The following is a 13,941-nucleotide window of genomic DNA, read 5'->3' on the forward strand; positions in this document are numbered from 1 at the left end:
GCGGAGGGCCTTCGTGGATGACCCCGAATCACGGTTCACGAGGCTTTACGACGAGAACTACCGGCGCGTGCTGGCGTACGCGCTCCCGCAAACGCCTCACCAAGGCGCTGGAGAACGGCCCCGCCGCCGCTTCGCGCCCCGCGCACGCCCAGGCCGCCCCGGAGGCGGCCCGATGAACCCCGGAGCGACCATGCCGCCCACGACCGATCCCGAGAAGGCCTTCCAGGCACTGAAGCCCGCCGTCCTCGACGAGCTGGCCGAGGACGCCCACCGCCGGCGCCGCGCGGACGACCTCACCCGTTCCCTGCGGGCCGCGCCCGCGCGGGCGCGCAGGCGCCGGACGATGCCCCTCGTGCTCGCCGCCGGGCTCACCGCCGCGGCCTGCGCCACGGGCGGCGTCATCGTCGCGGCCGACCGGAAGGACGGCTCCTCCGGGTGATCGCCGGCCTCGAGGGCGTGAAGTCCCTCGGCCGGGGGAGGGACCAGGCCGGCCGCACCGGGGTCGTGCTCGCGCTCGGCAAGGACGTCATGCCAGGCCCGGACGAGCGGCTGATCATCGACCCGGGCACCGCGCGGCTCCTGGCGTACGAGTCGGGCGGGACCGGCGCGCACGGCAAGCCCGGCCTGTCGATGGTGTACGAGGTCATGGGCTGGGTCGACGGCCTCGACGCCCACCTCTGACCGGACCGGGCCGGGACGCCGGGCAATCGGGCCAGAGTTGCCGAACGGCCGGTGCCGCTTGGGCGGATTCCGCCCATGAGCACCGGCCGTCGCGTGGCATAGCGTCGCCCCCGTGAGCAGGCATACCGGCCGGGTTCTGATCGCGCTCGGCGGCAACGCGATGACCGCGCCCGACGGGAGCGCCACCCCGGACGCCCAGAAGGCCGCGGTCGCGGCGGCGATGGAGCACGTCGCCGACCTCGTCGCGGCCGGCGCCCAGGTCGCGCTGACGCACGGCAACGGCCCGCAGGTCGGCAACCTGCTCATCAAGAATCAGCTGGCCGCGCACGTGGTGCCGCCCGTGCCCCTGGACTGGTGCGGCGCGCAGACCCAGGCCACCGTCGGCGTGCTCGTCATGAACGCGCTGGAGCGCGCGCTGGCGGCACGCGGCGTGTCCCGGCCGGTCGCCGCCGTCGTCACCCGCACCCTGGTCGACGCCGCCGACCGCGGGTTCGCCGACCCGGTCAAGCCGATCGGGCGCTACTTCCCGGCGGCGGAGGCCGAGCGGTTCACGGCCCTCGGCCAGTCGTGGAAGTCGTTCGGCGAACGCGGCTGGCGCCGGGTGGTCGCCTCGCCCGACCCGCTGGAGATCCTGGACGCCGAGGCCGCCGCCGTGCTGGTGGCCGCCGGGCACGTGGTGGTCGCCGCGGGCGGCGGGGGAGTGCCGGTCGTCCGGCGCGACGGGGCGCTGCACGGCGTGGAGGCCGTCGTCGACAAGGACCTGGCGGCGGCGTCGCTCGCACGGCGGCTGGGCGCTGAGATCATGGTCATCGCCACCGACGTCGAGCACGTGATGTCGGGCTACGGCACGCCCGCCGAACGTCCCCTGCACCGCACGACCTCGGGCGAGCTGCGCACCCTCGCCGCCGCCGGGCATTTCGCGGGCGGCAGCATGGGACCCAAGGTGGAGGCCGTGCTCCGCTTCGTCGACGGCGGCGGGCGGCGCGCCGCGATCACCTCGCTCGACCGGATCGGCGAGGCGGTCGAGGGCAAGGCCGGAACCATCATCGAACGCGAGGAGTGACCCGACGTGCCCGATCCGATCGAAGTCCGCAAGATCCCCATCGAGAGCGTGACCGACGCCGCCGGGCTGGCCCGCCTGATCGACGACGGCGTGCTCGACGCGGACCGGGTGCTGGCCGTGGTCGGCAAGACCGAGGGCAACGGCGGCGTCAACGACTACACGCGCATCATCGCCGACCGGGCGTTCCGCGAGGTGCTGCTCGCCCGGGGCACCCGCACCGAGGCGGAGGTCAAGGCGATCCCGCTGGTCTGGTCGGGCGGCACCGACGGCGTGCTGAGCCCGCACGCGACCGTCTTCGCCACCGCCGACCCGGCCACCGTGCCCGCCTCCGACGAGCCGCGGCTGTCGGTCGGGGTCGCGATGAGCGACATCATCCTGCCCGAGGACATCGGCCGCCCCGCGATGGTCGGCAAGGTCGCCGCGGGGGTGCGCGAGGCCATGAAGATCGCCGGCATCGACGACCCCGCCGACGTGCACTACGTCCAGACCAAGACGCCGCTGCTCACCCTCGACACGATCAACGACGCCAAGCGCCGCGGCCGGGACGTCGTCACCGAGGACACGCTCAAGTCGATGGACATCTCCAACTCCACCACCGCGCTCGGCATCGCGGTGGCGCTCGGCGAGATCGAGGAGCCGTCCGCCGGCCAGATCCACAAGGACCTCTCGCTCTACTCCTCGGTCGCGTCCTGCTCGTCCGGTGTGGAGCTCGACCGCGCCCAGATCGTGGTCGTCGGCAACGTGCGCGGCATCGGCGGACGCTACCGCGCCGGGCACGGTGTGATGAAGGACGCACTGGACGCCGACGGCATCTGGGACGCGATCCGCTCGGCCGGCCTGGAGCTGCCCGACCGGCCGCGTCCGGACGATCTCGGCGACCGGCTCGTCAACGTCTTCATCAAGTGCGAGGCCGACCCGAGCGGCTCGGTCCGGGGCCGCCGCAACATCATGCTCGACGACTCCGACGTGCACTGGCACCGCCAGATCAAGGCCTGCGTCGGCGGCGTCGCGGCGTCGGTCACCGGCGACCCGGCGGTCTTCGTTTCGGTCGCCGCCGTGCATCAGGGCCCGTCCGGCGGCGGCACCGTCGCGGCCATCGCCGACCTGGGCTGACATCTCAGATATCGGAGAGTATTGAAGTAAGTACCCTGTGCGGTCGCCGGAGGTTATAGCCTCGTGGCCGTGTCCGGTAAGACCATTCCCGAACCTCAGTTCCCCGCCGACGACGGCAGCGCCGACCCGAGGCTGGCCGAGGCGCTCGCCGGATACTCGGCCGGGCGCGTCGGTGAGCACGCCGTGCTCGATGAGCTGTACGACTCGCGCCTGCTGGTGCCGGTCGTGGCCGTGCTCACCGAGGAGGAGGCGGTCGCGCCGGGCGAGCTCCGCCGCGAGAAGTCCAGCGACATGGCCCTGCCCACCCTGGTCGGTGAGGACGGCCGCCGCGGCGTGCTCGGCTTCACCTCGGTGGAGGCGATGAAGGCCTGGCGGCCCGACGCCCGTCCCGTCGCGGTGCACGCGCGGCAGGCCTGCCTGGCCGCCCTCGACGAGGGCGCCCACGCGCTGGTGGTCGACGTGGCGGGACCGGTCCCGTTCGCCGTCGACGGGCTGCGGCTGCACCTGCTGGCCGAGGGCCGGCCGATCCCGCCGCCGCACGAGGACCCCGAGGTGCTCGCCGCGATCGAGGCCGCGTTCGGCTCCGATCCGAGCGTCAGCGGCGTCAGGGCGACCCGCGGCGTCGGCGCCGAGCTCGCCATCCGCTTCGCGGTGGTGCCCGGCCACGACGAGCGGGTGACCGTCCAGCGCGTCTCCGACCGGCTCGCCGAGCTGCTGCGCGGCCGGATCGTCGGCGGTGTCGAGCTCAACGTCATGCGCGGCGGCGTCAGCCGTTAGGGTCCCTTCCGTGGAGGCTTCCGCCGCGGCGCCCACGGCCTGGTCGCCCCGGGCCGACTGGACCGAGCCGCTGCGGGCGCGGCCGATCGGCACCGCGTTCGGCTGCGCGGTGATGATCGCCCTGCTGACCTGGCGGGTCGGGCCGCACGCCGCGCTTCCCGCGTTCCTCTACCTCGGCGTGGTCGGCGTCGCCCTGGCCGTCGTGGACGTCGCGCTCAAGCGCCTGCCCGATCCGCTGACCCTTCCGTCGTACGCGATCGGGGCGGTGCTGCTCGCCGCCGCCGCGCCGTTCACCGGCGACGGCGGCGCCCGCCTCGTGCACGCGCTCATCGGGATGGCGGCGTTGTGGGCGCTGTTCGCGGTCCAGTGGTTCCTGCTGCCCAGCGCGATCGGGCTCGGCGACGTCAAGCTCGCCGGCGTCCTGGGCCTCTACCTGGGGTGGCTGGGGGCGGACGCGTGGCTGCTCGGCGTCTTCGCCACGTTCGTGACCGGCGGGCTCGTCGCCGTCGCGTTGCTGGTCACCCGGCGGGCCGGGCGCGGCTCGGAGCTCCCGTACGGCCCGTTCATGCTGCTCGGCACCCTGATCGCCGTTCTCGTCCACGCGTGAAAAATGGTTGGCCGTGACCGGCCGCCCCTGGACATGCTGGGGTTCATGCTCGATGACGCGCAGGTGGAGGGCTTCGTCCGGGACGGCTTCGTCCGGATCGAGGAGGCCGTGCCACCGGACCTGGTGGCCGCGTGCCGGGAGATCCTCTGGCGGGACACCGGAGCCGACCCCGACGACCGCTCGACGTGGACGAACCCGGTGGTGCGCCTCGGCGACTACGCCCAGGAACCCTTCCGCGAGGCCGCCAACACGCCCGCCCTGCACTCCGCGTTCGACCGGCTCGTCGGCGCCGGGCGCTGGGCGCGGCGCGGGAGCCTGGGCAGCTTCCCGGTACGTTTCCCCAGCGACGACGAGCCGGGCGACGACGGCTGGCACGTGGAGGCGAGCTTCCCGGGAGATGATCCGTTCGACTACATGAGCTACCGGGCCAACCTCGCGTCCAAGGGGCGCAGGCTGCTCCTGCTCTTCCTCTTCTCGGACGTGGGCACTGACGACGCGCCCACCCGCGTCCGGGTCGGCTCGCACCTGGACGTCCCGCCGATCCTGGAGCCCGCGGGCGACGCGGGCCTGGCGTTCATGGACCTGGCGGAGCGGGCGGTCCCCGCCAGCGAGCACCGGCCGGTCGCGTACGCCACGGGCCGGGCCGGCGACGTCTATCTCTGCCACCCGTTCCTCGTCCACGCGGCGCAGCCGCACCACGGCACCGAGCCGCGCTTCATGGCGCAGCCGCCGCTGCAGCCCGCCGGGGACGCCGAGCTGACGCTCGACCGGGCCGACGGGGCGTACACGCCCGTCGAGGTGGCGATCCGGCGAGGTCTCGGGCGGTGACCACGCGCCGCGTGGTGACCGCCGTAGGCTGAGAACCCGTCGCCATCCGGAGGAACCGCCCGTGCCCACCATGCAGGACGCGCTCATCACGCTCACCGACTACTGGGCGGGGCGCGGCGCCCTCGTCGCCCAGCCGATGAACACCGAGGTCGGCGCGGGAACGCTCAATCCCGCGACCGCGCTGCGCGTGCTCGGGCCGGAGCCGTGGCGCGTCGCCTACGTCGAGCCCAGCGTCCGCCCCGACGACTCGCGCTACGGCGACAACCCCAACCGGCTGCAGACCCACACCCAGTTCCAGGTGATCCTCAAGCCGGAGCCCGGCGACGCGCAGGAGCTCTACCTGGGCAGCCTGCGCGCGCTCGGCATCGACCTCGCCGCCCACGACGTGCGGTTCGTCGAGGACAACTGGGCCTCGCCGGCTCTCGGCGCGTGGGGGCTCGGCTGGGAGGTGTGGCTGGACGGGCTGGAGATCACCCAGTTCACCTACTTCCAGCAGTCCGGCGGGCTGACCCTCGACCCGGTCTCGGTCGAGATCACCTACGGGATGGAGCGCATCATCATGGCGCTCCAGGGGGTCTCGCACTTCAAGGACATCGAGTACGCGCCCGGCATCTCCTACGGCGAGGCATTCGGGCAGGCCGAGTACGAGATGAGCCGCTACTACCTCGACGACGCCGACATCGACACCAACAGGCGGCTGTTCGAGGCCTACGCCGCCGAGGCGCGGCGGCTGCTCGACGCGCGCCTGCCGGTGCCCGCGCACACCTACGTGCTCAAGTGCTCCCACGCGTTCAACGTGCTCGACTCGCGCGGCGCGATCGGCACCACCGAGCGGGCCCGCGCGTTCGCCCGCATGCGCGGCCTCGCGCACGAGGTCGCGCAATTGTGGGTCGAACGCCGCGCCGAGCTGTCGCATCCGCTCGGCGACGCCACGATCAGGGCACCCGCCGCGGCCGAGACCCCGGCCGGCGCCGGGACCGGCGCCCCGGCGGCCTTCCCGGAGATCGCCGGCGAGGCCACGTTCGCGCTGGAGATCGGCGTCGAGGAGCTGCCCCCGCACGAGGTGGCGTCCACCCTGGGCCAGGCGGCCGACGCGCTGGTCCGCGGCCTGGAGGAGGCCGGCCTGTACGACGGCGGGTCGGCGCTCCAGGCCTACGCCACGCCCCGCCGGGTCATCGCCGTCGTCACCGGCCTCGCGGCGCGCGAGCCCGATCGCGAGCAGGTCGTCAAGGGGCCCCGCCTCACCGCCGCCTACGACGCCGACGGCAACCCGACCAAGGCCTTGCAGGGCTTCGCCCGAGGCCAGGGCGTCGACCCCGGCGAGGTCGGCACCGTCACCGTCGGCGGGGGCGAGTACGCCGGGTTCACGCGCACCGTCACCGGCCGGCCGGCCGTCGAGGTGCTGGCGAGCCTGGTCCCGGACGTCGTCAAGGGCCTGCGCGCCGACCGCAACATGCGGTGGAACGCCCCCGGCCTGTCGTTCAGCCGCCCCATCCGCTGGATCGTCGCCCTGCTCGACGAGCACGTCGTCCCCGCCGCCGTCGGCGGCATGACCGCCGGGCGGATCACCCGCGCGCACCGCACCGCCGACGAGCCACTCGTCTCCGTCCCGCACGCGTCCGCGCTGGTCGAGACCCTCCGCGCGCACGGCATCGAGCCCGACGCCGCCCGCCGCAGGTCCCGGATCGTCGAGGCCGCCGAGCCCCTCGCCCGCTCGGTCGAGGGCGAGATCGACTTTCCCGGCGAGCACCCGCTCGTGGAGGAGATCGTCAACCTGGTCGAGGAGCCGACGCCGATCCTGGGCTCGTTCGACGAGTCCTACCTCGCCCTGCCCGAGGAGATCCTCACCACGGTGATGAAGAAGCACCAGCGCTACCTGCCGGTGCGTTCCGCCGCGGGCCGCCTGCTGCCGCACTTCGTCACCGTCGCCAACGGCCCGTGCGACACCGCGGCCGTCTCCGCGGGCAACGCCGCCGTCCTGCGCGCCCGCTACGAGGACGCCGCGTTCTTCTTCCAGCACGACCTGCGCACCGAGCCGGAGGCGGCCAAGGCGGGCCTGGACAAGCTCACGTTCGCCGAGGGCCTCGGCTCGATGGCCGACCGCGCCGCCCGCATCCGCGCCATCGCCAACGAGCTGGCGAGCCGCCTCGACCTCGACAACCAGGAGTACGAGGTCGTCCGCCGCGCCGGCAAGTTGGCCAAGTTCGACCTGGCCACGTCCATGGTCATCGAACTGTCCAGCCTCGCCGGCACCATGGCCCGCGAATACGCGCGCCGCGCCGGCGAGGACGAGGCCGTCGCCCAGGCCCTCTACGAGATGGAGCTGCCCCGCGCGGCCGGCGACGCGCTGCCCGCCGGCATCGCCGGCGCGCTCCTGTCGGCCGCCGACCGCCTCGACCTGCTGGCCGGGCTCTTCGCCCTCGGCTCGGCGCCCACCGGCGGCTCCGACCCGTTCGGCCTGCGCCGCGCCGCGCTCGCCCTCACCGCCATCCTGCGCACCAACCCGCGCCTCGCGGCCGTGACCGTCGGCGAGGGCCTGGAGATCGCCGCGCACAACCAGCCCGTCGAGGTGACGCCCGCCGCGCTCGCCGAGGCCGAACGGTTCGTCGCCCGCCGCCTGGAGCAGGCCCTCCTGGACGAGGGGCACCCCGTGCACGTCGTCCGCGCCGTCCTGCCGCACGCGGGCTCGCCCGCCTACGCCGAACGCGCCGCCGCCGACCTGGAGAAACTCCTCGCCGACGACAGCTTCCAGCGCCTCACCACGGCGTTGCAGCGCGTCCTGCGCATCGTGCCCGACGGCACCCCGGCCGGCTACGACCCCGCCCTCTTCACCGAGGCCGCCGAGCGCGACCTCGACGAGACGTTCGGCGAGGTCCGCCACCGGCTGCCGCACTACGCGACGATCCCCGAGTTCACCGCGGCGGCCCTGCCGCTGGCCGGCCCCATCGACGCCTACTTCGACGACGTCATGGTCATGGACCAGGACCCCGCCGTGCGCGCCAACCGCCTCGGTTTCCTCGCCTGCGTCCGCGACCTCGCCGCCATCCTCGATTGGACCCAGATCGCATGACCCCCGACGGCTCCCTGAACGACGACCCTGTGCACGACGCCCCCATGGACGGCGAGCGGTACGAGGACTTCCTGGCCGAGCTCGACGAGGCCGCCGGGATGCTCGGCGCCGACGGCCAGGATCTGGCGTCCGGCTTCATCGAGCTGCCGGCGGGCGCCTACTACGAGATCCACGCCTTCTCCCTGGCGCCCCTCGCCGCCCGGTGCGCGGAGGCGCCGCGCGACCGGTGGGGGAGCCTGTGCCTCCGGCAGATCGAGGCCTGGAGCGACAACGCCGACGAGCTCGCCCGGCTGGAGAAGGCCTCCTTCGACGACGTGCGCGACCGCCTGCGCCCCCACCTCTACAGCGGCCACGCGCACTACCGCGACACCGCTCCGGACGACCCGTCCGAATACCTGCGCCGCCCGCTGGACTCGGGCCTGGCGCAGGCGATCGTCGTCACCGGCGAGATCGACACCATGGTGCACAACGGCGCGGCGGCGGCCTGGGGAGTGACCGCCGACGAGCTCTTCGCCGCGGCCCTCGCCAACCTCAAGGAGGAACGGCCGACCTGGAACAAGCGGCCGATCCACTTCCCGGACGGCGAGAAGAGCACGCTCTGGCGGGCCCAGGCGAGGGGCGCCGCGTCATGGGCGCTGCTCGTCGAGGCCCCGGCGCTCTTCGCCGTCCCCTCGCACCACACCCTGATCGTCTGCCCCGCCGTCCACGTCCACGCCGCCGCGGCGGTGGCCGAGGCCGCGGCGGGCGAGCGCGGCGACCTCCTGGGCGCCGCCGTCTTCACCCGCCGCTAGGACGCCGCCTCGACGCGGCTAGGCCGAGGGGCCGCGCGTGTAGCGGTGCTTGACACCCGGCGGGAAGTAGTCCGGGTCGGCGAACGCCCGCACCCGCACCAGGGGCCGCTGCCGAGGCTCCGGCACGTAGTGCGCGAACTCGCTGTTGAGCCGCCGCAGCTGCGTGACGATCGCCGCGGCGACGCGGTTGGCCAGCGCGGGGTCGGGGACGGCGTCCGGGGCCTGCTCCACGGTCACCGACAGGTGCCGGTCCCGCTCGTCGTCCTCGATGACCTCGAGCACGAACTTCCCGGTCACCGCCTCGGCGATGCCCCGCTGCTCCAGGCCCACCGTGATGTTCTCCGGGTAGACGTTCGCCCCGTAGAACGACACGGTGAAGTGGCTGCGCCCGAAGACGTACACGAACGGCAGCCGGGGCCCGTCCGACTTGACCGTCAGCCCGTGCGCGTCCAGGAAGCCGGCCATCCGTTCGTAGGGGACGAGGCCGCCCTCGTCGGCGATGTCGTAGCGGACGAGCGGCACGCCGCTGTCGCCGGTGAACATCAGCCGGCCGTCCGCCTCCTCGAAGTACCGGGCGTACGGGTCGTACTGCACGAGCGTGGGCAGCCGCGACTCCCCGAACAGCTCGCGCGCCGCCTCGGGACGCTCCGCGAGCAGCCGCCTGATCTCGATCGACAGCGGCGTCTCGGTGCCCAGCACCCCCGCGTCGGCCGTCCCGTACAACGACGCCGTCGACCGCACCGGATCGCCGATGCCGGCCCGCCGCGCGACCAGCGACCGCCACTCCTCGCTGAACACCTCGCCCGCGGTGACGAGCTTGAGGTCGAAGTCGCCCCACGGCACGTCGCCGCCGGAGTCGATGACGTCCTTGAGGAACGGCGGGTACCCCAGCAGCACCGTCTGCTCGAACTGCGGCGCCAGAGCGGTCACCACGCGCACGATCTCGTCCCGGTCACTGCCCGGCGCGACGACGGATATCCGGATCCCGCGTCCGGCCAGCTCCCGCAGGCACCCGACCGTGTAGAGCCCGCCCACCCACGTGCCGAGGGCGAAGCACACCACCGCGAGCGTCGGCCGTTCGTGGGCCCGGAACGCGTCGCGGAAGACCAGCTCGAACCGGTCGGCCACCAGCCGCTCGTCCTCGGCCGAACGCGGCCAGAACGCCGGCTCGCCGGTGGAACCCGACGACACCGCGATCATGTCGCCGACGACCCCGCCCCGGCACCGTTCGGCCAGCGGGTACCGGCGCACGTAGCCGTCCTTGCTCATCACCGGGACGTCGCTCAGCGCGGTCACGCCCGCAGGGTCGACACCGTGCTCGCGCAGGAACGCCGCGTACGCCGGGACGGTGTCGGCGGCCTGGCGGAACACCGCCAGCGCCGCCCGCTCCGGAGAGTCGCCCATCCTCCGACCCTAACCCCGGGCGCGGCTCAGGGCTTGCGGGCGATGGCGGCGTAGGCGCGGGAACGGTCGGGGCCCGAGGGGACGCGGGAGGGGTCGGTGTGCCACTGCGAGACGTACACCAGGCCGGGGCCGGTCAGGTCGAGGCCCTTGAAGAAGGGGAGGATCTGGTCGCGTTCGCGCAGGGTGACGGGGGAGGACGAGGAGTCGTAGATGTCCATGACCTTGGGCAGGTCGGCCCGGTCGCCGTCCTGGGGCGTGGCGTGCGTGACGACCAGGTGGGAGCCGGACGGGAGCGGCGCGCACAGCCGTTCGACGAGGTCGGCCGGGTCGCCGGGGATGAAGTGCAGGATCGCCAGGAGCAGCAGCGCGACGGGCTCGTCGAAGTTGATCATCGAGGCGATGGTGGGGTGGCGGAGGATGGCCTCGGGGTCGCGCAGGTCGCCCTCGACCACGGCGACGTCGCCGGTGCCGCCGGTCAGCAGCGCGCGGGCGTGGGAGAGCACGACCGGGTCGTTGTCGACGTAGACCACGCGGGCGCCGGGCGCCAGCTCGTGCACGTTGTTCTGGGTGGGGAGGCCGGTGCCGATGTCGACGAACTGGCGGATGCCCGCCTCGGTGAGGTAGCGCATCGCCCGGGCGAGGAAGGCGCGGTTCTGCCGCACGACGTGGAGCGTCTCGGGCGCGAACTTCAGGATCCGCTCGGCGGCCTCGCGGTCGGCGGGGAAGTTGTCCTTGCCGCCCAGGAAGAAGTCGTACATCCGCGCCGCGTTCGGCGTGGTGGTGTCGATGCCGACCGGGTTCCATCCCGGATCCGTCACTGCGCACCTCCGTCCGTCGGTGATCACGCTACTACCCGGCGCAGGGCCGGGAGACCGCGCGTTCACCGGCCGTTCTGAAAGGTTCAGAACAGCCGGCGCGCGGAAGACCGAACCGGCTCGGCGGCGGTCCCGTCTCAGGGATCACTCTTCGATCCTCTGAGCCGGAGCACGCATGCCAGCCTTACCCGACGACCGGGCGGCCATCGCCGCCGCCGCGTCCAAGGTCTCCGCCCTCCTCGCCGGCACCCGCGCGAGGGTCGCCCTCGGCGCGGTCCTGCTCGCCGGCACCCTGGTGATCTTCATCGTGCCGTCCTCGGACGACGAGGCGGCCAGGCTCACGGAGGGCCGGCTGACCCCGGCGGCGGCCGCCGCCGACCGGGTCCCGCCCGCGCCCGGGGAGCCGCCGTCCGGCTGCGGGCTCACCAAGGCGACGCTGGAGGCCCTGGTACCCGGGGCCGACCGTTCCCTCGAAGGCTGCACGTGGTCCTCGCTGGACGACCGGGAGCCCGGCAGTCGGCGGTCACTGCGCGTCACCCAGGACGAGGGGTTCCCGCGCGGCATGCCCGTCTCGTCCACGTCGGACGCGCTCTACGCACTGAGCCCCGATCCGCCTGAGCGGCTGGGCGGGCTCGGCGACGACGAGGCGCTGGCCCGCTACACGGTCGAGGGCGGCGAGGGCGTCGGCGAGATCGTCTTCAGCCACCGCGGCTCGCTCGTGACGGTCGCCTACAAAGGCCTGGACCACCGGTTCGCGGACGATTCCGAGCCGCTGGCCGAGAAGCCCGCCAGGGCGGGCGCGCTCCGCGCCGCCGTCGAGGTCGCCCGGAGGCTCGGGACGCGGGCGAGCCCCGGCCCGGCGGCGCCCCCGGCCGCTACGCCGCCGGTGCGGAGCGTCCCCAAACCGTGTGACAGCGTCCCGCGCGGCACGCTCGACAAGGTCGCGAAGGGCGCCGTCAGGTCCCGGGGGCAGAGCACGCTGCTGTCCACGACGTTCGGCGCCGCCGTCGACAGCTGTGTCTGGACGGCCGGGACGCCCGCGGACCTTCCTGAGCCGGAGACGCGCCGGTGGCGGTGGCTCCAGGTGACGATCGCCCGCGTGCCCGACAGGGAACCGGGGGGCGGCACCGCGGCGGCGGCCCGCGCCTATCTGTTCCTGCATCGGACGGCCCGCGGGGACTTCCCCATGACCGCCGTGCGGGAGGTACGGCCGTTCCGGGCCCTCGCCGGGCCGGGCGACCAGGCCTTCGGCGGCGTGTGGTCGCAGAACGACGCCCACGGGAGGGTCGTCTTCCGGATCCGCAACGTGGTGGCCGAGGTCCGGTACTCGGGCGAGGACGAGCCGCCGGGCAACGCCCTCGCCCGGGACATCCCCGAGGACACGGCGCTCGACGGCGCGTACACGGTCGCCCTCGCCGTCGCCGGAGGGATCCGATGAACGAGACGGAGGGGCCCGTGCCGATCACCCGCCGCCTGGCGTCCCGCCCGCTCACCTGGCTCGCCGCGGCCGTCGTCGCGGCGGTGCTCCTGCTCGCCTGGGCCTGCCGGCCGGGCTCGTCCGGGCCGGACGCGGCCGACCTGCCCGCGCCGAGGACGCTCCCGGCCGACCCGGTGCCCGCCGGCCCGGTCGTGACGAGGCTCCCGGCACGGTGCGGCGTCTCCCCGGCCACGATCGAGGCCCTGGTGCCCGGCGCGCGCGTCGAGAACGACGGTGACTTCGGCGAGTGCCGGTGGCACGCGCCCGGCAGCGGCGCATCGCTCAAGGTGGTGCTGACGGCCTTCCTCGATCCGGCCGTCGGGATCACGGCACCGCCAGAGCAGGCCACGCTCGGCAGGCCGCCCCGGCCGCCGGCCGCCCCCAACACCGCCACGTCGTACGGACAGGTCAGGGCGGTACCGGCGGCGGTCGCCGTGACCCACCTCACCGACGGGCTGTACTCCGACATCGCGCCCGAGGTCGTCACCGGCCTGGGCGACGAGGCCGTCGGCCAGTACGACCGTTCCCAGGGGGTCGTGCGGATCCGGGTGCGGGCCGGCGACGTCGTGGCCTCGCTCGACCACCACTGGGGGGCTAGCCCGGGAGGACGGCGGGACCCCGCCGGACCCAGGCGGGACACGCTGAGGGCCGCCGCCGACGTCGCCCGGAGCCTGGGCGCGCCTCCCCGGGGGACTCCGGCGTTCGGCCCGGCGGAGACCGGCCGGCCGCTCCTGAACCTCCCGGCCGACGTCTGCGCGCTCGTGCCGAAGGCCGTGCTGGACAAGGTCATCGGTGACCGCGGGTCCCCCCTGAGGGGCCGGGGCCACGTCGCGCCGACCGCCGTGAAGGGCGCCAGGAACGGGGAGTGCTCCTGGCGGACCGGACGCCGTGCGCTCGACGTCACCGTGCAGGCCGTGCCCGACGTCGGGGCCTTCGGCGGCGTCCGGACGGCGGGGCGCGAGTACCTGAAGCTGCACCTCAACGCCCGAGGTGAGGAGCCGCTCGGCACGGGCGGCGAGAAGTACTTCGCCGCCCTGCCCGGACCGGGCGACCAGGCGTTCGCCGCGTACGTGCAGGGAGGCGCACCGGGCCGGGTGGTCTTCAGGCACCGGAACCTGCTGGTCGAGGCCGTCTACACCGCCGGAGACCCCGGCGAGCCGCTCACCCGGCGGCAGACCGTCAACGGCGCGTACGCGGTGGCCGTCGAGATCGCCCGGAGACTGCCCCGGTAGCCGGGCGGTGCGCCGGTCGCCGGGGCGAACGGTGTTCTCACCAGTTGGACATGGATCCGGCCACCAGCGCGGAGTCACTAGGA

Annotated in this window: 13 protein-coding genes; 11 read left to right on the forward strand and 2 right to left on the reverse strand. The window is 74.2% G+C overall.

The features are described 5' to 3' along the window. Window positions 1-172 precede the first annotated feature (172 nt). From ABZ810_RS18895 to ABZ810_RS18935, 9 genes are all read left to right on the forward strand, one after another. Entirely contained in the window at window positions 173-439 is a 267-nt protein-coding gene (locus ABZ810_RS18895; protein WP_358404511.1) for a hypothetical protein, read from the forward strand. Then, on the forward strand, window positions 436-681 hold the full coding sequence (locus tag ABZ810_RS18900; RefSeq protein WP_358404514.1) for a hypothetical protein: 246 nt from the start codon (window positions 436-438) through the stop codon (window positions 679-681). Before ABZ810_RS18895 ends, ABZ810_RS18900 begins: the two co-directional genes overlap by 4 nt. A gap of 112 nt (window positions 682-793) precedes the next feature. Continuing rightward, on the forward strand, window positions 794-1,744 hold the full coding sequence (locus ABZ810_RS18905) for a carbamate kinase (protein ID WP_358404517.1): 951 nt from the start codon (window positions 794-796) through the stop codon (window positions 1,742-1,744). 6 nt (window positions 1,745-1,750) lie between these two features. After that, window positions 1,751-2,857 (forward strand): ring-opening amidohydrolase, encoded by a 1,107-nt coding sequence (locus ABZ810_RS18910; RefSeq protein ID WP_358404520.1) that lies wholly within the window; start codon window positions 1,751-1,753, stop codon window positions 2,855-2,857. Window positions 2,858-2,926: 69 nt separating this feature from the next. Beyond that, window positions 2,927-3,634: an SseB family protein gene (locus ABZ810_RS18915; RefSeq protein ID WP_358404521.1), complete on the forward strand. Its 708-nt coding sequence runs from the start codon at window positions 2,927-2,929 to the stop codon at window positions 3,632-3,634. 10 nt (window positions 3,635-3,644) lie between these two features. Continuing rightward, complete coding sequence (locus ABZ810_RS18920; RefSeq protein WP_358404524.1) at window positions 3,645-4,241, forward strand: A24 family peptidase; 597 nt, start codon at window positions 3,645-3,647, stop codon at window positions 4,239-4,241. Window positions 4,242-4,286: 45 nt separating this feature from the next. Continuing rightward, window positions 4,287-5,069, forward strand: a complete 783-nt coding sequence (locus tag ABZ810_RS18925; RefSeq protein WP_358404526.1) for a phytanoyl-CoA dioxygenase family protein — start codon at window positions 4,287-4,289, stop codon at window positions 5,067-5,069. Between the two features lie 70 nt (window positions 5,070-5,139). Next, the gene (locus tag ABZ810_RS18930) at window positions 5,140-8,139 is read left to right on the forward strand and encodes a glycine--tRNA ligase (RefSeq protein WP_358405493.1); all 3,000 of its coding nucleotides are present in this window, start codon (window positions 5,140-5,142) and stop codon (window positions 8,137-8,139) included. Beyond that, window positions 8,136-8,930 (forward strand): hypothetical protein, encoded by a 795-nt coding sequence (locus tag ABZ810_RS18935; protein WP_358404528.1) that lies wholly within the window; start codon window positions 8,136-8,138, stop codon window positions 8,928-8,930. Before ABZ810_RS18930 ends, ABZ810_RS18935 begins: the two co-directional genes overlap by 4 nt. A gap of 18 nt (window positions 8,931-8,948) precedes the next feature. On the opposite strand, the gene ABZ810_RS18940 is transcribed toward ABZ810_RS18935, so the two are convergent. Next, window positions 8,949-10,334 (reverse strand): phenylacetate--CoA ligase family protein, encoded by a 1,386-nt coding sequence (locus ABZ810_RS18940; protein WP_358404530.1) that lies wholly within the window; start codon window positions 10,332-10,334, stop codon window positions 8,949-8,951. 26 nt (window positions 10,335-10,360) lie between these two features. Then, window positions 10,361-11,152 (reverse strand): SAM-dependent methyltransferase, encoded by a 792-nt coding sequence (locus ABZ810_RS18945; protein ID WP_358404532.1) that lies wholly within the window; start codon window positions 11,150-11,152, stop codon window positions 10,361-10,363. A gap of 172 nt (window positions 11,153-11,324) precedes the next feature. On the opposite strand from ABZ810_RS18945, the gene ABZ810_RS18950 reads away from it, so the two are divergent. Together ABZ810_RS18950 and ABZ810_RS18955 are read left to right on the forward strand one after the other, a co-directional pair. Continuing rightward, window positions 11,325-12,587 (forward strand): hypothetical protein, encoded by a 1,263-nt coding sequence (locus ABZ810_RS18950; protein WP_358404534.1) that lies wholly within the window; start codon window positions 11,325-11,327, stop codon window positions 12,585-12,587. Continuing rightward, complete coding sequence (locus ABZ810_RS18955; RefSeq protein WP_358404537.1) at window positions 12,584-13,858, forward strand: hypothetical protein; 1,275 nt, start codon at window positions 12,584-12,586, stop codon at window positions 13,856-13,858. Before ABZ810_RS18950 ends, ABZ810_RS18955 begins: the two co-directional genes overlap by 4 nt. Window positions 13,859-13,941 lie beyond the last annotated feature (83 nt).

Source organism: Spirillospora sp. NPDC047279 (genome assembly GCF_040643285.1).
GTDB lineage: Bacteria > Actinomycetota > Actinomycetes > Streptosporangiales > Streptosporangiaceae > Spirillospora.

Excerpts from the sequence above, each read along its gene's own strand:
- ABZ810_RS18930 (WP_358405493.1), top strand. The coding sequence starts at position 5,140 with ATGCAGGACGCGCTCATCACGCTCACCGACTACTGGGCGGGGCGCGGC.
- ABZ810_RS18950 (WP_358404534.1), top strand. The coding sequence starts at position 11,325 with ATGCCAGCCTTACCCGACGACCGGGCGGCCATCGCCGCCGCCGCGTCC.
- ABZ810_RS18955 (WP_358404537.1), top strand. The coding sequence starts at position 12,584 with ATGAACGAGACGGAGGGGCCCGTGCCGATCACCCGCCGCCTGGCGTCC.
- ABZ810_RS18925 (WP_358404526.1), top strand. The coding sequence starts at position 4,287 with ATGCTCGATGACGCGCAGGTGGAGGGCTTCGTCCGGGACGGCTTCGTC.
- ABZ810_RS18935 (WP_358404528.1), top strand. The coding sequence starts at position 8,136 with ATGACCCCCGACGGCTCCCTGAACGACGACCCTGTGCACGACGCCCCC.
- ABZ810_RS18940 (WP_358404530.1), bottom strand. The coding sequence starts at position 10,334 with ATGGGCGACTCTCCGGAGCGGGCGGCGCTGGCGGTGTTCCGCCAGGCC.
- ABZ810_RS18895 (WP_358404511.1), top strand. The coding sequence starts at position 173 with ATGAACCCCGGAGCGACCATGCCGCCCACGACCGATCCCGAGAAGGCC.